Source organism: Synergistaceae bacterium (genome assembly GCA_031267575.1).
Taxonomy (GTDB): Bacteria; Synergistota; Synergistia; order Synergistales; family Aminobacteriaceae; genus JAIRYN01.
Window position 1 is genome coordinate 47,015 of record JAIRYN010000017.1, and the last position, 25,841, is coordinate 72,855.

Here is a 25,841-nt window from a genome sequence, read left to right on the forward strand (position 1 = left end):
CTCACCCATTCTCTTTATAGCGAATCAAAATCTAAAGGCGCCCAAACAGCGTAAAAGCGGGCCATAGAACGCTCCCGCTGGTCTTCCGCCTCCACCATGTCGTACACGAAAGAACGGCAACCCAGCCCCTTCTCCTCTTTGAGCTCTTTTACCCTCACCCAAACCGTTTCACCGAACTTGACGCTGGCTCGAAACTCCCCATGGATTTCTCGAAGGCTCCAGCTCAAAAGATCCAGAGGTGTGGCCTCGTAGACCCACTCGAAGTATACGGCGTTGTTCACGTGTCCGTTAGCGTCCAGATCGTGAAACCGCACCGGAAAAGAAGTCTCGCGCAGAATTGGCTCGTTCTTCAGCTTTGAGCCCGATATCTTCGGAATTACGACAAAATTCGGGTCGATGGGCAGGGCGTCCGCCACGTCAGAAAAAATTTCCGGCAAGTGCTGCCCCGCTCGCACCGGCCGCCCCACGGCCAAATCAATCAACACCCAAGAGGTCTTGGCCAGTACCAAAGTCTCCACCTCATTGGCCTCATTATTAGCCTTATTATTGGCCTCATTGAAAACACGAAAGACGCGCAACGTGTGAAAACCGTCGCCCGGCGTGTGCCGCGTTTCGATCACAACAGACTCGTCCATACCCGGCAGGCGCTTCATCACTTCCAGGTCGTACTTTAAAAGCACCCAGGCGTAACCTCGTCGCATCAACTCGCCGGGGGAACCTTCCAGAGCCTCCACAGCAAGCCCAGCCGTGTCTTGAAGCCTGTTGAACAGAGCGCGTATTTTGATCTCGTTTGTGCACGCCGTCTCGGACGGCATGACGGTCAGTTTTTGCCTATACAACTCCTCATGGCCTCCCAAAGAGCGTCTATCTCCTCCGGTTTATTCCCATATCCTGGCGAAATCCTCAGACTGCCATGAGGAAAAGTTCCCAGGGTCCTATGGGCAAGAGGCGAGCAATGAAGACCCGGACGGGTTTCAAAACTCTTGTAAAATTCCGTTCCGTTCCCCTCCAGTCCCAAAAGCCGGTCTGCCAAAAGTCCGTTGTCCAGAAAACCTCCAAAGGGATCTAAAAAATTCACGGAAAACACCGGCAAACGACCCTCCATCGTTGGTCGGCCATAGAGCAAAGCTCCTTCTGTTTCCCTTAATTCCTTCAAAAAACGCCCTCCCAGTTCGTTTTCCCGCTCCGCTATCGCGTGAATTCCTTGCTTATCCAGCCACTCCAGCGCGGCGCAGAGTCCCGCTATACCCGGAAGATTCGGGGTTCCGGCCTCGAACTTGTCCGGCATATCCAAGGGCTGGGTCTCCACATGAGAATAACTTCCCGTTCCCCCCTCCACAAGTGGAGCCACCCGAGAGGCAAATTCGGGGTTCCAGACGATGCCCCCTATGCCTTGAGGACCCATCAATCCCTTGTGTCCTGTGAAGCAAAGGGCCCCGACGCCCAGCTCCGTGGCCGATAGGGGAAGAAGCCCTGCCGTCTGGGCTGTATCCACCACCAAAGGTAATTTAGCCCCTCGGCACAGCCTCGCGATTTTCTCTAGGGGTTGCACCGTTCCACAGACGTTGCTGGCGTGACTCAAAACCATGAGGTCAAAGTCTCCATTTTCTCCCTTCAAGGTCTTTTCCAAAAGCTCCGAGTCCAAGGCTCCCTCCAGCCCGCACTCTAGAAAGACCACCGATACCCCTTCCCTTTCTAAAGCCCTCAGGGGGCGAACGACGGCGTTGTGTTCCATGGAGGTGGAGAGGACCCTGGGGATTCTTCCCCTTTTCCTTCTTGCTTCGTCGGCCAACAGGGGGCGCAGAAAACCCTTCAACGTCACGTTTAAAGCCTCTGTGACGCCGGAGCAAAATGTCACATACTGGGGATTCCCGTCGTCGTAACCCCCCAGGAGCTTAGAAATTGCGATTCGGCAATCCAGGACCATATTCAGAGTGGCCAGATCCCTCCGTGAGGAACTTCCACGGCCTAAATTCGCCCCCGACCGCGTCAGAAAATCCGCCATCGCAACCGCTACGCCAGGAGGTTTAGGCCACGTCGTCGCGGCGTTGTTTAAATACACATCCATGCTCCCAGCTATGATTTCCATGATTTTCCACTCCCACGTCAATCTCTGTGTATAATATCACCCGAACTGGGGTATTACCCCGCATTCTTTTCAAAGGTTTTGACCAGTTATTTTAGTAGAAACTCGTAAAAAAATCCACTTATCCACAATAAAAACGTTCTTTGGATGTGGATAAGTGTATAATCATAACGAAAAGAGCCAACGGCGGCTTTCTGATTGTGGATAACTGATGCGGATATCTTTCTTTTGAACTGCAATACTGAACTGCAATACAGGAGTGAACGACATTGCAAAAAAATTTGCAAGGATTGTGGCAAGATATCATCGACAAGGCCGTTCCCCAACTTCCGGAAGGAAGCGCGGATTTATGGTTTACGACTTGTACGCCCGTGAAGATCGATAATGACGAACTCGTTGTGGACGTGGCGAATATCTTTGTCAAGGAACAACTGGCCAGCCGTTTTCTGAACGAGCTGAATAAGGCCGCAAAGAGCACGGGAGAGGTATCCAGTATACGCCTCCTGGCCAGAGAGGAGTCTGGCGAAGAAAAAAAAACGGAATGGATGGAGCGCGCCGAAAGAGCGGCTAAACAAAGCCCCAAAAATACCTTGAATCTGAACCCCAACTACAAGTTCTCCTCTTTCGTGGTGGGAAAATCGAATCGCTTGGCCCTAGCGGCCAGCCTGGCCGTGGCGGAAACCCCTGGCGAGGCCTACAACCCCCTTTTCATCTGGGGCGGCGTCGGTCTTGGTAAGACGCACTTGATGCACGCCATTTGTCACTATGTCCTCGAAAAAAAAAGCAACATGAACGCCGTATACGTCAGCTCGGAGAAGTTCATCAACGAGTTCATCCAGTCCATCCAAAGCCCTAAACAAGGCCACGAGTTCAAGAACAAGTATCGCAACGTGGATCTTCTTCTCATTGACGATATTCAGTTCTTAGGGGACAAGCATTCGAGTCAAGAGGAATTTTTCCACACCTTCGACAGCCTCCGCATCGCCAATAAGCAGGTCGTCATTTGTTCCGACCGCCCTCCCGCAGAACTACGGAACATCGAGGACCGCCTAGTGAGTCGTTTCGCCTGGGGTTTGGTAACCGACATCCAGCCACCGGACATCGAGACCCGCATCGCCATTTTGCAAAAAAAGGCCCAGCTTCGTAACTACAATATGCCCGAAGAGGTAGTCAATTTCCTGGCTCTGCGAATCCCCAGTAACATCCGGGAACTGGAGGGCGCTTTGAACCGTGTTATAGCCTACTCAGAACTTACGGGCGAAACAGCGAGCATCGAGACCACCTCCGTCTGGTTGAAAGACATCTTGATAACGGACTTCAAGGGCCCCGCCAGCATTAGCAGCATACAAAGCCTGGTGGCAGAGAGCTTCGAGATGAGCCTGGAGGACCTCACCAGTGCCAAGCGCACGGCCGAGATCGCCTTGGCCCGCCAGGTGGGAATGTATCTGTGCCGGGAAATGACAGAATCCAGTCTTCAGCGCATCGGAGAGGCTTTTAAACGGAAGGACCACACCACGGTCATCCATGCCCATAAAAAAATCAGCGCGATGCTCAAAAGCGACGGGGAAATCCAAAAAATTGTGGATAACATTATGCATAAGTTGTGAAAAAGGTGTGGATAACCGAGAATAATCGTGGATAAATTGTGAATTCAAAGTGGATAACTAGGGCTAAAAAGAATGGTTTTCCACAATGGCTGTCGAGGGGTGTGAAAGTTATCCAGACTATCCACAAACTATCCACAGACTATCCACAAGGAATTCACACCTTATCCACATAGAAAAAACCTTTTGTACGAGGGGTTTTGGGTACTTATCCACAGAGTTTTTCTTCCCTATTACTATTACTACTCTTTTAAATAATAACTTAGAAGTAATAAAAGAAGTGGAAAACAAAATGAAGGACAAAATGAAGGACGACGGACTATGAGATTGAAGGGAGCAGAGAGATGAAAATCGATATCGTTCGATCAGAATTCCTCAAGACTTGGCAGATGGCCGAGAGATGCAGCAGTTCAAAGAGCACGATCAGCTCCCTAGGGGGGGTTCTACTGACGGCGGAGGATAATAAGGTGTCGCTCTCAGCGACGGACTTGAAGACATCAATCTGCTGCGCGGCCGAGGGAGTCTATATTTCCCGGGACGGGGCAGCCATATTGCCGGTAAAACTTTTGGGAGAGCTTTTCAAGAAGGTCTCGGAGGACAGGTTTACCGTGGAGGTCAAGGATGAAAAGGGTCTTCTCGTTGCGGGCCGAAACAAAACCCGATTCTCCACCTGGCCCATTGACGAATTTCCAAAGCTGGCCCAGAGCGATGGCGCGGAGATCATGTGCGACGTTCTCGCCGGGGATTTTTCGCGAATTCTGGCGGAGGGCTCCATCGCCAGTTCCCCCACAGACGATTTTCCGAAATACCTGGGGGCGTGTCAGATCCAACTCAAGGGTGGGGCCCTTCATGTGATCTCCACAGATAGCCGCCGGTTGTCTTTGTCTAAGCACCTCTGCGAAGGGGAAAACAACGCGGAGTTGCTGCTTCCTATCCTGCCCCTCCGTGAGCTTCAACGTCTTCTGACCAGCGTTACTCCAGAGACTCCCGTCCGTATTTTGTACGATGGGTCTTTGGCCTGGTTCCAGATAGGGCAAATCGAGTTTTCTATCCGGAGGGTAGAGTCCACTTTTCCCAGTTACGAGAGGATTTTAAACCCGAACCGGACCAATATCATGACTGTGAAGCGGGACGAGCTTATTTCGGCTCTGGAGCGCATTGATATCATTGTTCGGTCCCACACCCGAGTAGTGGTGATGCATTTTTCCCCAAGGGGACAGTTGAAATTGACGGGCAAGGCGCCGGAGTTCGGAACTGTGGTGGAGGTTTTGGATGCCGATATCAACGGAGATCCGTTGAAGGCAGGGTTCAATGTGGGCTTTTTACAGGACGGCTTGAAGGCCGTCGGCAGCGAGAAGGTTCTGATGAACCTGAACGGCGAGGCGGGGCAAATGACTCTATGCCGGGATGGATCTGACGATTTTCTCTACATGTTGATGCCGGTGCGGATCACCGAACAGGACATGATCGACCCCGAGGAGGAAGAAGAAAGCCTTGGGGTTGAGGAACCAGTAAGGCTCTTGAGCGACGTTCCCGCCGGTAGCGCGTCCGCCGTAGCTGCCGTTATGGAGGAAAGCAGAGTTTTGGAGAGCCTAAAGGCGTTAGAGGAGATATCGAGGGCGGAAGAGGAAAAATAGGAATTTTAGAAAGCTGGAAATTGACCTGTGGAATTTCTGGAGACAGCCTGGAAGAGTTTCAGAAATTTAAAGCCCCGCCGCCAGCAGTGGCGTTCGGGGCTCAATGTTCTTTTGGGGCCGAACGGGTCCGGCAAGACCAACCTCTTGGAGTCCTTCAACGTGCTTGCTGGATGGGGCGTTTTTGCTGTGGCGGGCAACCGAACCTCCTCCCTGGTAACGTGGGGAGAGGAGCGGGCTTTTCTCATGGGCTGCACGGCGGGCGAGCGGGAACTGGAAGTGGAAGCCCAGATGGGAACCCGTATGAGCCTCAGAGTGGCAAAGGAACGAGCCACCTACTCGGAGCTGCGCTCGCTTCTTCCCTCTCTTTCTTTTTTACCGCGGGATATCGACCTTTTAGACGGCTCTCCCTCAGTTCGCCGGTTATTTCTGGACAAACTCTGCGCACTTTGTTCCCCGCTTTATGCTCGCCGTTTGTCGGAGTACAAGCAATTGGTGAGGCACAGAACCACCCTTTTAAGGCAGAACCGGGTAAAAACCGACGTTTTTCGTGCTACGGTTTTTCCCATGAGCCGTTTGGGAGGGTGGATACGAGAAACTCGCCGAGGTGCCGTGAGACTTTTATCGGAAGCCCTGAAAAATGGGACTACTTCCGAAATTGCCGGACTTCTTCCCTTCCAGGTGGAGATGGCTCTGGAGCTTCGAGGCACGACGGAGGGCAATGGGTCAGGATTGGAGAGCGCCGTGGCGGACATGGCAGCGGCTCTGGAGGCGAACTCAGAACGTGAGCAGCATGCGGGGATGGTGCTAGTGGGGCCTCACCGGGATGACTTGAATTTCTTCTGCCTTGAACGTCCCGCTGCTTTGGTTTTGAGCCGAGGACAGAAACGCAGGGTGGTGGTGGGTCTTATCTTGGCAGCCGGCCGCCTGGTGGAGTCGCGGCTAAGACTGAAGCCGATTCTACTTTTAGACGATGTGGCCGCGGAACTGGACGCGGAGGGGCGAGCGCTGATGGGTTGCGCCTTCGCCGGCACTGGCTGGCAGGTTTTCGCCACGGGGGTAGAGGATCATTTTCAAGTACCCGGCAGCGCTCTATGGCGTGTCCAGGAGGGTGTTATTTTAGAACCTTAACGAGGCTAAGGACCTAAGAACAAATCCCTACGGATTTTTAGATTAGGGGAAGGAGTTCTATGGTTTTGCAATAGAATGAAAATTCATATTTCGAGGTGAATCATGTTTCATGATCGTTACGATATCGTCGTCATTGGCGGCGGACACGCGGGATGCGAGGCGGCCTTAGCGGCCTCCCGGATGGGTTGCCACACCCTTTTGCTAAACCTCAACCTGGATAATACGGCGTTGATGCCGTGCAACCCGGCCATCGGTGGGCCCGCCAAAGGTCACCTAGTACGGGAAATCAGCGCTCTGGGGGGCGAACAAGCCCGAGCTACCGACGCTTCCACGTTGATGGTCCGATGGCTGAACACGTCGAAGGGTGTGGCGGTCCGCGCTTTGAGGGCTCAATGTGACCTTAAGGCTTACGCCGCCTATTACTTAAGACTCCTGCAAACTCAAGAGAACTTGGATATTCACCAGGACGAGGCGACGGAACTGCTACTGACCGATTTTCGAGTGGCAGGGGTGAGAACTCGCCACGGATCCACTTATGAGGCCAAGGCGGTGATTCTCTGTTCGGGAACCTACGCCTGTGGCCACGTTCATGTTGGAGACGTGTCGTTTCCCTCGGGACCTATGGGGCAGACGCCGGCCAACGCCTTTTTCGAGTCCTTGCCGAGCCTGGGAATACGGACAGACCGCATGAGGACGGACACTACTCCTCGCTTGAACTTCGATACTATCGACCTTTCCCAGACGCGGCGACAGCGATCAGAGGAAATACCCTTAGCTTTTGACCTTTGGGGAGAGAAGCGCCTTTACGACACTGCCGATTTCGCTTGCTATTTTTCCCACACCACGCCTGAGACCCACGCCATCGTCGCGGCCAATATTCACCGGTCACCCTTGGTCACGGGAGAAATAGAGACTCTTGGACCGCGTTACTGCCCCTCTGTGGAGGACAAGTTTTTGAAGTTTCCTGACCGAGATGTTCACCCCATCGTCTTCGAGCCTCTTGGAGGCCCGGGCGGCACGAAAGAGGTCTACATCCAAAACTTCTCCACAGGTTTGCCCTATGATGTGCAGGAAGCCATGATTCGATCCCTTCCTGGGTGTCGGAACGTCAAAATTCTCAAGCCTGGTTATGCTATTGAATATGTGTATCTTAATCCTGATCAACTTTCACCTACGCTAGAGAATAAAACAATAAAGGGTTTTTTTTGCGCCGGCCAGGTTAATGGAACTTCGGGCTATGAGGAAGCCGCAGGTCAAGGGCTATTGGCCGGGATCAACGCCGCCCTTGGAATCAAGGAAGAAGAACCGGTGGTTTTGAGTCGAAGTGATGGTTATTTAGGGGTTTTGGTGGATGACCTGACCACAAAGAGCACAAACGAGCCTTACCGTATGTTGACCAGTCGTTGTGAGCATCGGCTTTTGTTGCGATGGGATAACGCAGATCGTCGTTTGTCCCCTATCGGGCGACGCGTGGGGCTTATCGACGATGTCCAATGGGAAGAGCTGGTACGCCGCTGGGAGAGAGCGGACAGTGAGATTGAGCGTCTGAAATCCATGCGCCTGGCTCCTACAAAGGAAATAAACCGGGAATTGGAGAAGGCCGAAATCGAACCTCTGGTTGAACACACAACCCTCGCCGCTTTACTCCGCAGAGGCAACGTCAGCTACAGTCTGATCGAATCCCTATCCCCGCCTGAGATTCTTCTCGAAGAAGAGGAAGCCTTCCACGTGGATACTGAACTGCGTTATGCCGGCTACATCGAAAAGCAGGAGCGTATGGCCTCTCGTATGAAAGACATGGACAAGGTTTTAATTCCTGATGGGTTTGACTATGATGAAATCAAGGGAATGTTGGCGGAGAGCCGCCAAAAGCTGTCGCGCTTTCGCCCGCGCTCCTTGGGCCAGGCGTTGCGCATTTCGGGTGTGACGCCCTCGGACGTGCAACTGTTGGCTGTCTCGATTAAAACCAGGCACCGCGGGTAACGTGGGTAAAATGAGGGCGAAATGAGGGCGAAATAAGGGCGATGGGAGGAAATAGCGATGCGCGAGGAACGTAACGGGAAAACACGGTTAGTAGCGGATGTGTTGAGCCAAGTGATGCCGCCTCAGTATCCCCTTCGGGAGACGTTGAGGAAAGTTGTTATGGAATGGTGCAGTGTCGTTGGAGAGGTTCTGGGCAATCACTCCGTTCCGTTGGATATCATTGGAGAAGAGCTTCTTGTGGCGACGGAAACGCCTTTGATAGCCAGCCGTTTATCCATGATGGGAGGCAATGTAACCCGTGTCCTGGCGGAAAAATGGGGTTTAAAAGTGAAAAAGATAAAGGTCACCGTCGGGCGGCTTCCTTTAAAAAACTTGAGGACGCTTGGGAGCCGCTCCTCGCGCCCCTTTCTTGTCGAAGTTAGCGAGGATGAGGTGGCGGAGCTTGAGCGAGATTATCTACAAAGATTTCCTGATCTTCCCGAAGATGTCGCTCTATCTTTGGCGCGTCTTCAGGCCTTTTTTACGAAACGCTTCAGTAAAGGGCGTCAATAAGGAAAGATTGGTATGGGGAAAAAAAACGGATTTAAAAAGAATACCCATCGAAGTGGTTTTAAAAACATAACCGATAGTGATAGGAATATCATAACGATAAATGACGCTTTATTTGATTATTTCGATATGGAATCTGATATGGAATCTGATTTAGAACCGGTTAAGAAAACAGAACTATATTTTAAGGAAAATCCTTCGTCTCAAAAGCAGAAACTCGGAAAGCCGAAAAAAAATCTAAACCCGGTAGCGAAAACAATACCAATTGAGAGAGATTTTTTTGGGGGGAGCTTCTCAGAAGGGCTTTTAGGGAAGGAATTCATCGCTTCCAAGGAATCCGAGGAATCCATTACGGAGGGTTTTGCCTTGGAGGATTTTATTAAAGAAACCCCTGTTCTGGAAAATTTTTTATTGGTACTGGATAAAAAGAAAATGGATAAAAAGAAATTGGATGAAAAGAAATTGGATGAAGAACATTTTGGAGAAAGCGGACCAAAATCTGAAGAAGAAAAAGGAGAAGAAGAATCTATCGCGCTTGCGGGGGAAAAACTTGTTAGATCGGAAAAATTAAAAGAAGGGCCTTTAGATGAACTTTCAGGAAAACCCTTAGGTATTTCCGTCCTGGAGGAGATTTTCGAGAAAGGGCCTCTCTCTAACGAAGCGTCAGCACCCAGCACGGAACATGTAGAAGAACCTTCGGATACTCTCGACTTGATTGACGCTCCTGCTGAAGAGTCCGAGAGTCGTCAGGTTTTCGACACTCCACAATCGGAGAACGCGCACGCCTCCAAAGAGCTTTTTGCGGATGGGATTTACGACCCTACTGAGTTTACCTCTATAGAAGCGATGGGATCGCTAAAGGGTTTCGCGCCTCTGGGGATGCTTTTTATTCTAATGGACATCTTTAGCGGAAAAGAGGAGGGATTGATCCGTGTCAATCGCCTCGCGAGTGCCATCAAGATTGGTAAGCCCGCGATGCTCACCCAGCTGGACCATCTGGAACAGGCAGGGCTGATTCGCACTGTGTCCAGCTCTCAAAGAGGGCGGCATGTGGAACTTTTGGTCCCAAATCCCATAACCGGCGGACAACCTGAAGAAGTTCCTCAAGAAACGGACCCGACCCAGATTTTGAATACTCTCCCCTCGGACGCGCCCAAAAATTTCAGCCTCGAAAAGCTGAAAATGCTGCAAAAATATTTGATGGTACGCGGCATCCGGCTGCTTTCCCTGCCAGACGAGTCGGCTTTGGACCCGCGCTTGTCCCAAATCGCCGCCTTTCTGGGCAGGTACTTGACTTATGTTCAGCTCTTTTATTCCCGCCTCAAAGGAACGCTGCACACCGCTGAGGAAATCCATTTCTCCCTGCAGGGCTTTCAGGGGCGCGACGTTACCTATACCCTGACCTTCTGCAAAATGTTGAAGGAAGTCGGCTTTTTGGCGCATTTCACCTACCGACGGTCGCCTCATTACAAAATCGTCGCTCGGCTCAAGCGCACTTCGCCAGCGATTAACTTCTTGTCCGGCGGCTGGTTGGAGCATCATATCCGCGACAGAGTGGTGGCAATCCTAACTACGCACCCCTCTACCTTGGAGACGCCCTATGCTTTCATGAAAAATCCCAAGATCATCCTGCCAGGAAATGAAAATTTCGAGTTTGATTTTCTGCTGATGGTCGCCGACAAGGTCTTTTGGATCGAGGCAAAGACGGGGGAGTACATGGATTACATCGCCAAGTACGCCCGCGTCTCCAAACTGCTGGGGCTCACTCGGAACAGCTCCCTTTTGGTTCTCGTGAATACTCCAAAACCGGACGTCAATATATCGGCGCGCTATGGACTTTCCTGTTGCAGCGTGGATGAGTTTCCAGAGGTCTTTCGCCTCGCTCTGATTCGCGAACTAGGTCGTTCAAAGCGGTAATTGAACACTGGGCGGCGATCCGTCTGAATTTTGCAGCGTAAACCAATAGGTTAGTATTTATCAGTAACTATATACATATTCTGACCATTGCAAGATATTTTCCCCAATTGAAATATTTGATTTTTATCAATAATGCTGTATCCTTCAATTTCAATGATGTTATAAAAATATGATGTTATAAAAATATGTGGATGGAGAGTGAAATGGGTGAAAAATGTAGCCCTCATTGGATATGGAGTTGTTGGACATGGAGTGGCGGAGCTTCTATCGCAAAACGCGGATATTATCGCGAAACGCGCGGGAGATTCTATACAGTTGAAGCATATCCTGACGGCTCGCCCGCGTGTTGATGACCCGAGACAAAAATTGATCACGCAAAATGAGAACGACATCTTCGGCGATTACGGTGTGTCCGTTGTCGTGGAGTGCGTCAATGATCTGGAAAGCGCCTACCGTTATTGTAGGCGATCTCTTCTGGCGGGGAAACATTATGTCACATCCAACAAAAATCTGATCGCGACCTATGGCATGGAACTCACGGAACTCGCTGACCGCTGCAATGTCGCTCTGATGTTCGAGGCCAGTGTAGCCGCGGGTATTCCCGTGTTGCGTCCACTTTATAAATGCCTCAGTTCCAATTACGTCAACGAAGTGATTGGGATCGTCAATGGAACGACCAATTACATCCTGACGCAAATGAAACGCGAGGGACGTTCCTTTGCCGAGGCATTGAAGAAAGCTCAGGAGCTGGGGTACGCGGAAACCGATCCCTCAGCGGACGTCCTTGGGTTCGATGCCTGCCGAAAACTCGCGATTATGCTCTCCATCGCCTTTGGCCGCTATATCCGTTATGGAGATATTCCAACGGAGGGCATCACATCGGTCACAGCTTCCGACATCGCGTTGGCCGAACGGCTTGGCTATTCCATAAAGCTCATCGCTCTGGGCAGGCTGACGCCCTCCGATCAAGTTTACGCGCGGGTTGCTCCGCTGCTGATTTCGCACAGTCACTTGCTGGCGTCGGTAGAGGACGTTTTCAATGCCGTGTCTCTCTCTGCCGACATGGCGGGTGACGTGTTTTTCTACGGGCGCGGCGCCGGGGCCTATCCCTCGGCAAGCTCCATTGTCGGAGATATCATCGATATTGTGACCAACGGACGCTACAACGATCCCATATGGCGTGAGGATTATCGCCCACTATTGCCCGTCGAGGCAAATACCGGGTCGCTTTTCGTGAGGGCGCCTTTGTCGGAACACGAAAAACTTCTGAAGATCTTTCCGGATGGAATTTCGGCGAACGAGGGCGAAGAATTTGGATTCATCACGCCGTCTGGGACAGAGTCGGATCTCCGCGAAACGCTGCAAACGGCTGGGGTGAAAATGAACGCGATTTGGCGCGTCTTTTCCCGTTCTTCCAATATTTCCAACTAGCCGATTCTTTAAGCGTACTAATATCTATTCATAGCTAGTCGATACATTTCGCATAGTATTCCGAAGATCATATGATCTAAGGAAAAGCTGAACCTCGCAAAGTTTACCAAACGGATAAACGCTTTTTAAAAAATTGATTATCGATATAACCTTGGTTTTCGATTTCAATATCGATGTTTTCGTTGAATATTTTACGTTTGGAACTTCTCCAAACAACCTCTTATATTCAGTTTTCAAGGTACGAAAGGAGCATAAGAAGCTACTATCGTGATGTCAACGTGATGTCAATAAGAAGGAACCTGATATAAATTAATATAAATTTAATTTACGAATAGATACTTATCTCTATACTATACGATGATACTATACGATGACCTTCTGGTTCCTTGCTTCAGAAGCTCCTCGTTTCGTTGTAGTTATCGGGGAGGTAACGGTACATCAATATGTAAAGGGCGCTACTGAGGCGATTCAACACTTTGACAATGTCCGGGCGTTCGAGGCCGTTGTCCGTCTCGAACGCTCTGCAGGCAGCGAGTTCCGCTTCTCGTGATCGGGTTCTCAGCTCGTTGATTCCTGCGGCCAAGATGCCCATCGTGTAATGAAAACGAATATGCCCAAGCCCAAAGTATTTCACCGGGTTGTGGGAGCGTTCGTGGATTTCGTTGGAGTTCCATCCCCAGAGAGACAATTCTTCGCAGGGTTTTCCCGTCACATCGCAGGTGAAAATATCGTAGATTTTCGCCCCCACCTCCTCCAACTCTTCCGCCAACGAAGGGTGGCCTTCCTTTTGCCCCAGGATCTGAAGACTTACGATAGCGGCGTTTAGACTGTCGAGTTGTCCCCTGAACTCGATACGAGGGTCCGTCTTTGCCACAACAGCCTCGGACGAGAGATGCGTCGTGTGTTCTTGTTTCCGAGTTGCCTGCTTTTCCATAACTATTTTTCTCCTTTCATCGCGCACTTTGAGAAAGCATTGACTGAGACTACGATTGAGACTGCGATAGTGAAAATTTTTCTTTAGCAATAGCTTAACACTGTTTTGGCAAACGGCCACTTCGAGATGTTCTTTTTTGTTTGCTATTTTTTTGTCTGCTATTTTGAGTGCTATTTTGAGAGTCATCTGCAATTTCGGCACCAAAAGCTCCAGAAATATGGTCAGGCTTGAACAAGCCTACCATATGTTTGTAAGTCGCTGTGTTTATAAGTCGCTTCTATTTCTAGCAAAGTTATTGTGTGGGGTATCCCAAAGAATTTAAAAGATCCCTGGACATGTCGCGTTACCTTCCTTCGTTACCTTCCTTCGTTACCTTCCTTCGTCAGCTTCCTTCATTACCTTCCTTCATTACCCTCCTTCATTACCCTCCTTCATTACTCGGCGTTTCGATGATATTATGATGATATTATACGAAAGACGAGATACTTTATCGCGAGGAGGAGATCGCTTATGCCCGTGCAAGTGAGAGCGGAGCTTCTGGTTACGGGGATCGTGCAGGGGGTGGGGTTTCGTCCTTTTTGTGTCAGGGTGGCGCGGGAATTGGAACTTCGCGGAACGGTGCGCAACACGTCGGAGGGAGTGGAAGTGGTTCTGGAAGGTACAAGCGACGCCGTGGACGATTACGTACACGCCCTGTGGGAGGAGCATCCCGACGCCGCGGTGGTTACCGACATTCGGATTCGGCAAAAGCCTTTGTCGCGCCCCGTTTTCACGGATTTCTCTGTCATAGAGAGCGCTCGGTCGAAGAGCGAGGGGCGTGTTCTGATCCCGGCCGACCTGGCCGTCTGCGAGGACTGTCTGACCGAGATGAGAGATCTCCAGAATAGGCGTTACCGTTATCCTTTTATCAACTGTACAAACTGCGGGCCCCGCTACACCATCATCCGGGCGCTCCCTTATGATCGTCCCCAAACGACTATGACCGCCTTTCCCATGTGCCCGGAGTGCCAGAGGGAGTATAACGACCCCACCGACCGGCGCTATCACGCCCAACCCAACGCTTGTCCCATTTGCGGTCCAAAGGTCCGTCTATGCGACCCCGCGGGACGAGTTCTTTTGAAGGAAGACGCGGCCATTGAGGGCCTGATTGTCGAGATCGCGGCAGGGAAGCTGGTGGCCCTTAAAGGGATCGGCGGTTTTCACATCGCGTGTCTACCTGAGGACGCACCCCTTCGGGAGCTGCGGCTTCGGAAACGCCGACCAGATAAACCCTTCGCTCTGATGCTTCGGGACCTAGACGCGGCGCGCAGGCTGGTGGACGTCTCTCCAGAGGCGGAGCGTTTGCTTACGGGGGTCCAACGTCCCATCGTGCTCTGTCCCGTGAAAAGCGTCGGCGCCAATATAAATAAGATTTCACCCCTCGTGGCGCCTGGTCAGAGACGGCTGGGAATCCTATTGCCCTACACACCCCTCCATCACCTGATTATGGAAAAATTCGAAGTTCTCGTCATGACCAGCGCGAACATCAGCGACGCGCCCATTGTCTCCTCCGATCAGGAGGCGTTTTCCGAGCTTTCCAATATCGTGGACGTCGTTTTGAGTCACAATCGGGAGATACACACGGCCATTGACGACTCCGTTCTCCTGCCGGAGACCGCTATCGGTCCGCGAGCGATCTTTCTGCGCCGGGCGCGGGGGTACGTGCCTAACCCGATAACCCTGCCCCTGGACGCGCCAAACATCTTGGCGGCCGGCGCTCAGTTGAAATCCACCTATACATTGACACGGGGAAGGACTCTCTTTCCGGGCCAATATTTGGGTGACCTGGATCGGTTGGAAACGGCAACCTACTATAAAAACTCCCTGGAACACTTCTCCAGGCTCTACGACATCGCGCCAGAAATCCTGGCCTTTGACAAGCACCCTGGCTACGCGGCGACAGAACTGGCAAAGGATTTCGTCGAGGCGCAAGGCGGTTCCGGATCCGTTCTCCTTTGTCCTGTTCAACATCACCATGCTCATCTGGCCTCGGTGCTGCTCGACAATGCCTATTTCGAGCCCGTCATCGGGGTTCTGTTCGACGGAACAGGCTATGGCGACGACGGCACGCTCTGGGGCGGAGAATTTCTGGTGGGGGACGTCCACGGTTTCACCCGCATGGGGTCCCTCCGTCCCTCTCGGTTGCCGGGGGGAGAAAAGGCCATTCATGAGCCCTGGCGTTATGCCCTGGCTCTTCTATGGGACGCCTTGGGAGCGGAAAAAACAAAGGAGATCGTCGTAACCCAAAAACTTTGGCCGGAATTTCAGACGTTGATCGACCCCGTTCTAGCCCTTGTCGGAACGCCTGGGGCCGCGCCCGTTACGACATCCTGCGGCAGGCTTTTCGACGGGTTTTCCGCGCTTTTGGGCCTCTGCTCGGCGGTGACCTATGACGGACAAGCGGCGATGGCCCTGGAAAACGCCGCGGAAGACGAGAAGAAAGACGAGAAGAAAGAAGAAAACTTGGAGTTCGTCCTGGAGGACGAAGGTAGCGTACTTGTTCAAGCTCAGGGAGGCGGAGCTCGTTCGGCCAAAAACCACCGCGCTGATCCCTCTGAAATTCCCAATGGAAACCCTTGCCAGACGAAGATCCAGACGAAAATCGAGTGGGAGGGGTTTGAACGGTTACAAAGCGGCTTCATCCAGTTGGATTGGCGTGACGCGGTGCGGTCGGTCGTGGCGCGGAAAAAAGAAGGACGAGAAAACAGTTGGGCTTTCTCCTTTCACCGAGAGTTGGCGCGCGCCGTTTCAAAGACCTGTGTTCTCCTACGAGAGAAAACGGGAATCGACCAAGTAGCGCTCTCGGGCGGCGTCTGGCAGAACCGGACACTGCTCCGCTTAACCTGCGAAGAACTTCAGAGTCGCGGACTCGTCCCGCTAATCCACAAAAATATTTCTCCCAATGACGAGGGGGTTTCCGTAGGACAGGCACTCATAGCGGCCTATCGGTTTCAGAAGTCTTAAGTAGTGCTAATATTTTTTAGTAGTAATGTCTTTAAAGTTTTGATTTTGTCTCCTCAATATTCGTATACGTTAAGCCTACCATTCGGAAGGTGGGGTGCCTATACTGGATATGAGCTGAAACAATTCTAAAGAAAGAACCTCAATCTCTCCAAAATTTAAAGTTGTCTAAAGTCGAGACACTAGACTAAAGCACAGAAAGATGGTATCATCTGAATCAGTAAAATTATGGAGTAAGGGTGGGGCAAATGTCATGTTTTTTACGGATGTTTTTTTATCCAATATATCGTACAATAAGCCAGAAGCCAGAAGCCAGAAGCCAGAAGCCAGAAGCCAGAAGCCAGAAGCCAGAATAATAATATAGTATCGTTTAAATTTTCTTTTTGCCTGTGGCAAAGAGATATTTTTATCTTTTCCACCCACTGTCTCAGATTAAACATAGCCCACATAATGCAAAAAACATGGAAATGGTATTTTAAACGTTCACGCTTAATGGAGCAGATCCCGTTGGTGAAGGAACTAATCGATCAATACGATCAATACGATTTGTGGGATCAGGGTCAATTGGTGTGCGTTGTCGCAGGAATCAGGAATATGTGTTCTTATGAAATGTGATTTTAGTAATGATTCATGCCTATAACCAAGGGCGTAGGGAGAATCCGCTATGGAATCTGAAATCGCTTTAAGGGATATCATCAATATTCTTGCCAAAAGAAAACGCTCAATTATGCTTTTTGGCATGGTTTTTGGAGCTATCGCGTTATTTTACGCGTTATTGACGCCTCCAATTTACAAGGCTAGTACTAGCGTTCTATTGCCAACTTCGAAAAATAACGCCGCGCTTGAGATATTTTCCTCGGGAATGGAAGGGCTGCGTGGTCTTGGCGGCGTAAGTAAAGGTCAGCTTGTAGTAGGTATTTTGCGTAACCAGACAATTATCGATAAGATTATTGACCAATTTGATTTGATGAATGTCTACGAAGAAAAATATCGCGTGAAAATGCGCGAGGTTGTCATATCTCGTATATTAGAAGCCGCAGTAGACGCGGAAAGCGGTATTATTACAGTGTCAGTTTTGGATGAAGATCCCGAAAAAGCCACGCGCATGGCCAACTCATTTATCGAAGAACTCCAAAATGAGATGCGATCTTTAGCTATCGACGAAGCCGCTCAAAGGCGGATGTTTTTTGAGGAGCAAGCCCGTCAAGCTTATGAACTTTTGAGCAACGCCGAAGACGAGCTACAAAAATATCAGGAAACAAGCGGATTGGTGGCTATGGAGCCGCAAATGGAGGTCTTGCTGTCTTCTATTGCGTCTATGCGCGCTCAAATCGCGGCTAAAGAAGTGGAGATATCATCACTGCGTACTTACGCTAAGAGTAGCAACCCTCAATTAAAACGAACAGGATCGGAGCTTGCCGCGTTGAAAAATGAACTGACCAAACTTGAAGAACAGGAACAGGAAAAAAATTCCAAGGGAAGTACGGTTCCAACAAATTCTCTGCGCGAAGCTCCGCAAAAGGGACTGGAATATCAACGAAAATTACGAGATGTGAAATATGCGATGTCGATGTATGAGCTTATAATGAAACAACTGGAAAGCGCGAAAATGGACGAATCTAGCGATTTACTGTTCGTTCAAGTTCTTAATTTCGCCGTACCCCCTGATTACAAATTCAAACCCAAAAGAGCTTTTATCGTTATCCAAGGAATCGTGTCAGGCCTTTCTTTAGGAATGTTGTGGGCTTTAGGGAAAATTTATAGTGCAAACGTCAAGCGCTATGTCAACCCTACGTAAAAGTTTACAGAAGGTCATAATAAAAACTCTAATGGAAAATGTGGTTTTTCTGGATATGCGCAAGTTTTTTGGGAGAGGATTAATAATATGAAGATGCTAGCGCAGCGATATTCGTCTCCAAATCAATGCTTTAGAGGTGTGTTTTGAACAAGCGAAAGATACTGTTTATTACAACGCGGCTCTTTGATCCTCCCGATAGTGGCCGGAAGGTTTCTTTGTATCATTATTGCAGAGGACTACACGATGTCTATGATTACGAGATTTATCAGTACAGCTTTTTAGAATCGGGGCAAAAAAAAGCAGACGCCGAAAAACGTCCTTCATTTATCGAAGAGATCGTAACGGCGAGCGGTGTCAATTTTATTGGGAAATTGAAAAATTTTATTGCTCTGTCGTTGTTCGGCAAAAAGTTTCCATTTCAATGTTCTTTATACTATAGTCAAGAAAATGCAAAACGTATCGTGGAATATATCGAAAAAGTAAAACCCGATGTCATCATTGTTGATATGATCAGGCTCGCGCAATACATATACGCATTTGAAAATTATAATGCGCTGAAAATATTTGATTGCGATGATCTACTCTCGAAAAGATATGAGCGTCAAATTCAAAATACGTCAAATCAGGCGCATTTTGCAGGGATGTATAGTAACGCTATGTTGTCCAGCATCAAAAATTTTATGAATCTTCCATTTGTCAGGAACGCGATACTGAGAGCCGAGATTAAGCGGCTAAAGATTTGGGAGCGTAAGTTTGCCGAGGTTTATGACAAAACAATTCTTGTTTCCGACACCGAAACGGAATACTTGAACGAGGTGTTGGGCGAACAAAAAGTTCACGCTATACCGACAGGTGTGGATGTGGAATTGTTTTCTCGCTTAACGGTAGCCAACAGAGACTGCGAAATGCTTTCTTTCGTTGGAAATTTCAATGTCGCCGCTAACATAGATAGCCTTGATATGATACTCAATAAAATATTTCCGCTAATCAAACATAAGGTTACATTAAAGGTCATAGGCCATTGCCCAAAGAATATTGCCGAGAAATATTCCGGCAATGTAAACGTAAAATTCACGGGGTTTGTAGACGACTTGCAGAGCGAGGTAACGAGTACAACAGTTTTTCTCTCCCCCATTGCTTATGGAAGCGGTATCAAAACGAAAATTCTCGAAGCGATGGCAATGAAGATGCCGGTCGTTACAAACAGCATCGGCGCTGAAAGTATATCTGCCGAAAACGGCAAATACTTTTTCGCTTATGACGATTATGCTGAGATTGCAAGGTGTGTTGACGATTTGTTGGACAACCCTGAAAACGCAATTGACGTAACCGAAAACGGATGTCGACTGGTTGCAGAGAAATACAACTGGCAATCGATTTGGGAAAATTTCAAGAAAATGGAATTATAGATAAATATGATTATCACGAAAACCCCGTTTCGTATGTCGTTTTTCGGAGGTGGAACGGATATGCAGGAGTTTTTCAGTCGGCATAACGGTGCGGTCATATCGACCACCTTTGATAAATACTGCTACGTAACGGTCAGGCATTTGCCGCCATTCTTCGATTACGCCTCTGAGCTTGTTTACTCGCATATAGAGCGCGTTTCAACGCAATCGGATATTGAGCATCCAGCGATTCGCGAGGCGATGAAACTACTTGATATGCACGATATTCGGCTGACATATGAGGCTGATTTGCCGGCGCGCACCGGGCTTGGAACAAGCAGTTCGTTCGCATTGGGAATGTTGAACGCGTTTCATACTTTGAAAGGGCAATATATTGACAAGCGGAAACTTGCCGATGAGGCGATTTATTTGGAGCGCACTTTATGCAAGGAAACTGGAGGTTGGCAGGACCAAATTGCGGCGGCGTTTGGCGGATTGAATCGCATAGAGTTTTCGAACGGCGGATACAGCGTGACGCCGATTATCATAAGCAAAGAGCGAAAGCAGTTGCTCAACGATAATCTACTGTTGTTCTTTACCGGGTTCGCGAGGTGCTCATCGGATATTCAAAGGACTGTTGTCTCGAAGATTAGCGACAATACAGATAATCTCTTGGCTGCATACGAACTCGTAAACGAGGCAGAGCACGTGCTGCAAGATCATAAAAGAGATTTGGACGAATTTGGCGGATTGCTTGACAAAGCGTGGCAGTTAAAGCGCCAGCAGAGCGACAATATTTCTACGAGCCATATTGACACGTTGTATAAGACCGCGGTATCGGCAGGCGCGTTAGGCGGCAAGTTGCTCGGTGCGGGTGGTGGCGGATTTTTGCTGTTTTATGTAGTGAACGGCAAACGTCAGAATGTGCTCAATGCGCTTGGTAATTTGATGAATGTACCGTTTCGATTCGAAAACACGGGAACGCAGGTGCTGTATTATGCGCCGGAGGAATATACCTTTTGAACGAGCTATTTGCGCGTTATCCTGTATTGTCGGTTTGCAAAAGCGAAATTGCTAAAGCGATCGCAATATTGAAAACGGCGTTTCGCAGCGGGAATAAACTCTTGGTTGCGGGAAACGGCGGCAGTGCGGCCGATGCTCTGCATATAGTCGGCGAGTTGATGAAAGGGTTCATAATGCCACGTAAGTTCACAGGGGCACAAAAAGCGAGATTCGCGCGATTGCCCGATTCCGAATACTTGGTCTCCAATTTGCAATCGGCGTTACCGGCAATATCGCTTATCAATGAGTCCGCGTTATCTACCGCGTTTGCTAACGACAATGCATCGGATCTGGTGTTTGCGCAACAAGTGTACGGGTTAGGCAATGGGGGTGATGTGTTTTGGGGAATCAGCACATCTGGTAATTCGAAAAATATCATCTTTGCAGCACAAACAGCGGCGGCAAAAGGCATGAAATTAATCGGCTTAACCGGTGAATCCGGCGGCAGCTTAAAATCTTTGTGTGATGTGTGTATTCAGGTACCTGAGAAGAAGACTTACAAAATTCAAGAGTTGCATCTGCCGGTGTACCATGCGATTTGCCTTGAGCTTGAGAAGGAGTTTTTCGATTGACGGCGATTGTGTTAGCAGGTGGGTTCGGAACGCGACTTCGGCACATTGTTCCCGATTTGCCCAAACCAATAGCGCCGGTTGCTGGGAAGCCGTTCCTGAGTTTCGTCCTCGACTGGTTATCGCGTAATGGCGTGACGCACACAATACTTGCGACCGGGTATTTGGCGGATAAGATCTCCGATTATTTCGGCGGCAGCTATTCCAATATGCGACTGTCGTACTCCGTCGAAACAACTCCGCTGCTTACTGGCGGAGCGGTCAAGAAAGCGTTGGGATTGTGCGATGACGACTCGGTGTTTGTGATAAACGGCGATACATATTTCGATGTGCCGTTGCCTGAAATGAAACGCCAGTTTGAGCTAACGAACGCGGACGCGATGCTTGCAGTCAAGGAAATGCGCGACTTTAAACGATACGGTACGCTGACGATCGACAATTGGCGTATCACTGAGTTTCGCGAAAAGGGACCTTGCGAGCGCGGTTTCATCAACGGTGGTGTTTGCATTTTGAAGCGTAGGCTGTTTGATGGGTTTCCCGCGGCGTTTTCTCTTGAGACTGATTTGTTCCTCAAGCACACGTATGACTTGGAACTTCGCGCCTATCCGTGCGAGGGGTACTTTATCGATATCGGCGTTCAGGAAGATTATGAACGGGCGCAAGCCGAATTTGCAACGGAGGTTTTGTTGTGAATATTTTATGGAGAATTGCAAACAAGCTGTATAAATTAGGCTTTGCCGGGGGGGGGCATTTCTTCAAGTTGATTCAATGTGTACTGTACGCAAATTCTGTATCTGCCAAATGTACTATTGGTGCAGGTACGATATTTTATCATCGCGGACTAGGATGCGTCGTTCATGGTTCAGTAGTCATTGGTAATAATTGTACCGTATTTCAAAATGTGACCATGGGCAGTAAATGGTCGAATGGGATTTGCAAGGGCGGGGCGCCTATTATCGGAAATAATGTGCTGATTGGCGCCGGCGCGGTTATACTGGGGAATATACGAGTTGGGAATAATGTAATAATTGGCGCAAACGCGGTGATATTACAAGACATTCCCGATGATTCAATAGCTATTGGTGTACCCGCAAAGATTAAAAAGCGTGGATTATGAGCAATGGCTAAAAATAAAGCGGCATTTTTCGATCGAGATGGAACAATTAACGTGGATACCGTGCATACGTATAAGACGGAGGAACTGCGATTTATCGTTGGCGTTCCGGAACTGATACGCAGATACAACGATAAGGGTTTTCTCGTTATTGTGATAACAAATCAGTCGGGTATTGCGCGCGGATTGTTTACAGAGACTGATATGCGCAAATTTCACGAGTATATGAATTGGAGATTGAATAACGAGTATGGCGCACACATCGACGCTTTTTATTTCTGTCCGCATCATCCAGATTTCACCGGAGATTGCGAATGTCGTAAACCAAAACCCGGTTTGATACAGCAAGCGATTCGGGATTTCAATATCTGTGTCGAGCAAAGCGTTATGTTTGGAGATAGTGACAGTGATGTAAAAGCCGCGACGGCAACGGGAGTACGTGCTGTTTTAATCAATAGTTTGCACGTCGGAGGCGTAGATGAAAAAACACTTAACTAGCATACTCGGTGGCTTTTTATACGTATTCATCAACTATTTTGTCGCGTACATCCCTATCTGGTTCATTCGCAAAATGTTTTATAGAATGCTCGGTATGAAGATTGGGAAGCATTCGCGAATTATGATGGGCACAACGGTGACGATTCCGTGGAATATTAAAATCGGCGAGAATACTTACATAAACGAGTTTTCGTACATAGATGGGCGGGGAGGGGTATATATTGGCAATAATTGTACACTCGCTCTGTACTCGATGGTTATAACCGCTGCGCACAGTACAACCGCTCCGGATTTCGCGCTCGTTCGGGAACCGGTGGTAATAAACGACAATGTCTGGATATCGGCACGAGCAATTGTGCTAAATGGTTGTATTCTGGGAAAAGGTTGCATACTTGCAGCAAACAGCACAGTTAAACCGCATACAGTGTTAAAAGAAAACACCATCTACTCAGGCGTTCCGGCGAAAGAAGTGAAAACGATAGAACGTCCCGATATTACACCGGCTGTTTGGAAGCCGTGGTTTAGATGAGGAGAATATGAGGAAATTAGCGATAAACGGAAAGTTTTTATTTCGTAGGCATACAGGTGTAGAGCGATATTGTCTTGAAATTGTAAAATCGCTTGACACATTTGTGAAACCTGGAGCGGCGGAGTTAATTATTCCGAAAGGAATGAAGCACGACTTAATTCTAGAAAATATAGAAATAGTAGAATATGGCAAATCGCGAAGTTTGGTATTTTGGGAGCACATTATCTTTGGAATGTATTTAGTCGCGCATAATCGTTTAGGTCTTTCACTTGGGAATACTATGCCACTTTTTTCTCGCAATTGCATTGTGGCACTCCATGATGTAAACAGCAAAGTAAACCCGCAATTTTTCCCTATAATAACGCGGATTTGGACACAACTGAAATCTTGGTACGCGTGCAAATCTGCAAAGTATTTGATCACAGTGTCGCAGTTTTCCAAGATGGAAATAATGCGAAACTACGACGTAAAAGCGGAACGTGTCAGCGTCATTTACTCCGCGTGGCAGCATTATCAACAAATAGGTACTGATCTGGTCATTCTTGATAAACTGAACTTGACCGCAGGTGCATATTTTCTCACAGTTGGGTCAGTTTCTAGAAATAAGAACTTCTTATGGGTTGAAATGGTCGCTAAAAATAACCCTGATAAGTTGTTCGTTATTGCCGGCAGGCGTGATAAGCGTTTTGGCAGTGAGCAGTTTACATCCGCAAACTTGCTTTACGTCGGTTTTTTGACGGATTCCGAGATTAAAGCTCTTATGGCAAATTGTAAAGCGTTTTTGTTTCCGTCACTTTACGAGGGGTTTGGGCTTCCACCTCTGGAGGCTCTGTCTGTTGGCGCAAACGTAATCTGCTCCAACGCTTCTTGTTTGCCCGAAATCTATGCTGATTCAGTTCGTTATATCGACCCTAATCGCTATGACTACGATTTAGACGAAGTGTTAAACAGTGTCGTCTCCGCACCTAACGATACGTTAGAGAAATATTCTTTTGAGAAATCGGCAAAAGCAGTTTATGAACTGGTAAAGCAGATGAAGGGATAGTTGATATGCCACAACAGGAAGCACACGACATTGGCATAATACAACAGAGTATCTTACCTATGACACGTATAAGCATGTCATACGCGACATTTTGGTTAGGATGCTTTTTGTTGCCGTATGACGCCTTTAGATGGGCTATGCCGTCTGTCTACAGGCCGGTATGCATCTATTCCTTTGCAATGTCCATATTACTGGCGGTTCTAGAACAGAAAAAACTTAACGTCAACAAAGGAATTGTCTACTTGTTTCTTTTTTCAGAATTTGCGCTATTGAGTTCTCCAATTATATCCAAGATATACGGTTATCCAGACGATTCGTCGTACATTGAGCTATTTACAACATTGTCATGTATGTTAGTCACGTTCATCGCGCTTCACATAAATTTTGCTCAAATAGCGAAAAGAAACTCGGCGCAGAGCTACTGCGATATTATAATGCGAATTATCGGGGTAGCGTACTCTTTACCGATAATTATCGCCATAATTGACGCTTTATCAATTTATAAACTGTTACCAATGACAGTACATGCCATTATTCAGCAAGTGTTCGGTGGTTGGCAGTTAGGACGCCCAGTTGGTACAACGGCAGAGGCGTCATGGTTAGCGAGTCACATGCTCTTTGCGTTTTGTTGCTATTTGTACCTTGCGATGCGTCATAATGGAAAATATCGAGTACGATGTATCGCTTCGGCAGCATTGTTTTTGCTCACGCAATCACTGCAGGGGGTAGGGTTATTTGCGATAGGTTGCCTGATATTTGTCTTTTTATATGCGCGAACAATCAAAAATGGCGCAAAAGTAATAAGAGCTATAATAAAAGTTCTTGTTTTGGTGGCCTTTGTTTGTTACATTTTTTACAAGTTGCTCATGCTGAATCCGGAGACTTATTTTGCTAGCAGAGTACTCAACTTTAGTAATCTAAATCGACTGCTCAGCAACGAGGGGTCTTCTTTTGTTCGGATTATCGGTGCTTTAATAAATGTACCGATATTTGCGGAAAACCAACTATTTGGCATCGGTGGTTTTGGGCATTATTACCTTGTGGAGGATTATATCAGGAAATACTTTCCTACGGCAATTAGATTTGCAAGCATGACCCGAAACTCCTCAATTACACTTTATTTAAGAATACTGGCCGAGCACGGTTTATTAGGTGGACTGTTATACTACAATTTCTTTTTTTACTGCTTGAAACGAACACGGCATATTGTCCAATTCAAATATTCCGCACTTGTTCTCTTCTGGATTTCTATTAGTTTAGCGTTAAATTTCCAGTTTGCTTCCTATGCCTATACATTACCCTTAGTAGCGTTAGCTTTTGTTATGGATATTCCGCAGATGACGGAAAATGTGTAGCGATGGAACGCGAATGAGACAGATTTTGGCATAAAGAACGGTAAAACGGGATGGTTGTTGGTACTGGCAACGGAACAAGCGATATTGATATCCCCAATGGAAACATTACCTGTGCTGGGCGCATTGAGTGAGGGATTTCAAGGCGATGAGCAAGAGCGGAGCCACTGGAGAAGCGATAAGAATTATTGCATTATATATAGTGGATTCTTGCAGA

The 25,841-nt window shown here is 48.5% G+C and carries 21 protein-coding genes; 18 read left to right on the forward strand and 3 right to left on the reverse strand.

Features of this window, described 5'->3' with window-relative positions; translation table 11 throughout:
- Positions 1-14: 14 nt before the first annotated feature.
- Both LBJ36_02370 and LBJ36_02375 read right to left on the reverse strand, forming a co-directional pair.
- Entirely contained in the window at positions 15-857 is an 843-nt protein-coding gene (locus tag LBJ36_02370) for a hypothetical protein (GenBank protein MDR1377883.1), read from the reverse strand.
- On the reverse strand, positions 821-2,068 hold the full coding sequence (locus LBJ36_02375; protein MDR1377884.1) for an aminotransferase class V-fold PLP-dependent enzyme: 1,248 nt from the start codon (positions 2,066-2,068) through the stop codon (positions 821-823). The genes LBJ36_02370 and LBJ36_02375 overlap by 37 nt, the downstream gene beginning before the upstream one ends.
- Before the next feature lie 287 nt (positions 2,069-2,355).
- Between LBJ36_02375 and dnaA the strand changes: the two genes are divergently transcribed.
- From dnaA to LBJ36_02410, 7 genes are all read left to right on the forward strand, one after another.
- Entirely contained in the window at positions 2,356-3,693 is a 1,338-nt protein-coding gene (dnaA, locus tag LBJ36_02380) for a chromosomal replication initiator protein DnaA (protein MDR1377885.1), read from the forward strand.
- A 341-nt stretch (positions 3,694-4,034) separates the two neighbouring features.
- Complete coding sequence (dnaN, locus tag LBJ36_02385; protein ID MDR1377886.1) at positions 4,035-5,327, forward strand: DNA polymerase III subunit beta; 1,293 nt, start codon at positions 4,035-4,037, stop codon at positions 5,325-5,327.
- A 27-nt stretch (positions 5,328-5,354) separates the two neighbouring features.
- A complete protein-coding gene (recF, locus tag LBJ36_02390; GenBank protein ID MDR1377887.1) occupies positions 5,355-6,455 on the forward strand; it encodes a DNA replication and repair protein RecF in 1,101 nt (366 codons plus the stop codon).
- Positions 6,456-6,557: 102 nt separating this feature from the next.
- Positions 6,558-8,438 carry a tRNA uridine-5-carboxymethylaminomethyl(34) synthesis enzyme MnmG gene (gene mnmG, locus LBJ36_02395; protein MDR1377888.1) on the forward strand — a complete coding sequence of 627 codons (1,881 nt, stop codon included), beginning with the start codon at positions 6,558-6,560 and terminating at the stop codon, positions 8,436-8,438.
- A 57-nt stretch (positions 8,439-8,495) separates the two neighbouring features.
- Positions 8,496-8,990, forward strand: a complete 495-nt coding sequence (locus LBJ36_02400) for a DUF721 domain-containing protein (protein MDR1377889.1) — start codon at positions 8,496-8,498, stop codon at positions 8,988-8,990.
- A 363-nt stretch (positions 8,991-9,353) separates the two neighbouring features.
- Positions 9,354-10,904, forward strand: coding sequence for a hypothetical protein (locus LBJ36_02405; protein MDR1377890.1), 1,551 nt, complete (start codon positions 9,354-9,356; stop codon positions 10,902-10,904).
- 207 nt (positions 10,905-11,111) lie between these two features.
- Positions 11,112-12,335, forward strand: coding sequence for a homoserine dehydrogenase (locus LBJ36_02410; GenBank protein ID MDR1377891.1), 1,224 nt, complete (start codon positions 11,112-11,114; stop codon positions 12,333-12,335).
- Positions 12,336-12,726: 391 nt separating this feature from the next.
- Here the strand turns inward: LBJ36_02410 and LBJ36_02415 are convergent, their stop codons facing one another.
- Entirely contained in the window at positions 12,727-13,269 is a 543-nt protein-coding gene (locus LBJ36_02415) for a hypothetical protein (protein ID MDR1377892.1), read from the reverse strand.
- A gap of 510 nt (positions 13,270-13,779) precedes the next feature.
- Between LBJ36_02415 and hypF the strand changes: the two genes are divergently transcribed.
- From hypF to LBJ36_02470, 11 genes are all read left to right on the forward strand, one after another.
- A complete protein-coding gene (gene hypF, locus LBJ36_02420; protein MDR1377893.1) occupies positions 13,780-16,272 on the forward strand; it encodes a carbamoyltransferase HypF in 2,493 nt (830 codons plus the stop codon).
- A 661-nt stretch (positions 16,273-16,933) separates the two neighbouring features.
- Positions 16,934-18,067: a hypothetical protein gene (locus tag LBJ36_02425; GenBank protein MDR1377894.1), complete on the forward strand. Its 1,134-nt coding sequence runs from the start codon at positions 16,934-16,936 to the stop codon at positions 18,065-18,067.
- Between the two features lie 143 nt (positions 18,068-18,210).
- The gene (locus LBJ36_02430) at positions 18,211-19,476 is read left to right on the forward strand and encodes a glycosyltransferase family 4 protein (protein ID MDR1377895.1); all 1,266 of its coding nucleotides are present in this window, start codon (positions 18,211-18,213) and stop codon (positions 19,474-19,476) included.
- A gap of 60 nt (positions 19,477-19,536) precedes the next feature.
- On the forward strand, positions 19,537-20,478 hold the full coding sequence (locus LBJ36_02435; GenBank protein ID MDR1377896.1) for a hypothetical protein: 942 nt from the start codon (positions 19,537-19,539) through the stop codon (positions 20,476-20,478).
- Complete coding sequence (locus LBJ36_02440; GenBank protein MDR1377897.1) at positions 20,475-21,089, forward strand: SIS domain-containing protein; 615 nt, start codon at positions 20,475-20,477, stop codon at positions 21,087-21,089. Before LBJ36_02435 ends, LBJ36_02440 begins: the two co-directional genes overlap by 4 nt.
- The gene (locus LBJ36_02445; GenBank protein ID MDR1377898.1) at positions 21,086-21,778 is read left to right on the forward strand and encodes a nucleotidyltransferase family protein; all 693 of its coding nucleotides are present in this window, start codon (positions 21,086-21,088) and stop codon (positions 21,776-21,778) included. The genes LBJ36_02440 and LBJ36_02445 overlap by 4 nt, the downstream gene beginning before the upstream one ends.
- On the forward strand, positions 21,775-22,203 hold the full coding sequence (locus tag LBJ36_02450; GenBank protein MDR1377899.1) for a hypothetical protein: 429 nt from the start codon (positions 21,775-21,777) through the stop codon (positions 22,201-22,203). The genes LBJ36_02445 and LBJ36_02450 overlap by 4 nt, the downstream gene beginning before the upstream one ends.
- Before the next feature lie 3 nt (positions 22,204-22,206).
- Positions 22,207-22,698 (forward strand): HAD family hydrolase, encoded by a 492-nt coding sequence (locus LBJ36_02455; GenBank protein MDR1377900.1) that lies wholly within the window; start codon positions 22,207-22,209, stop codon positions 22,696-22,698.
- Positions 22,679-23,227 carry an acyltransferase gene (locus tag LBJ36_02460; protein MDR1377901.1) on the forward strand — a complete coding sequence of 183 codons (549 nt, stop codon included), beginning with the start codon at positions 22,679-22,681 and terminating at the stop codon, positions 23,225-23,227. The genes LBJ36_02455 and LBJ36_02460 overlap by 20 nt, the downstream gene beginning before the upstream one ends.
- 7 nt (positions 23,228-23,234) lie before the next feature.
- A complete protein-coding gene (locus tag LBJ36_02465; GenBank protein ID MDR1377902.1) occupies positions 23,235-24,272 on the forward strand; it encodes a glycosyltransferase family 4 protein in 1,038 nt (345 codons plus the stop codon).
- A 350-nt stretch (positions 24,273-24,622) separates the two neighbouring features.
- Positions 24,623-25,627 carry a hypothetical protein gene (locus LBJ36_02470; protein ID MDR1377903.1) on the forward strand — a complete coding sequence of 335 codons (1,005 nt, stop codon included), beginning with the start codon at positions 24,623-24,625 and terminating at the stop codon, positions 25,625-25,627.
- Positions 25,628-25,841 lie beyond the last annotated feature (214 nt).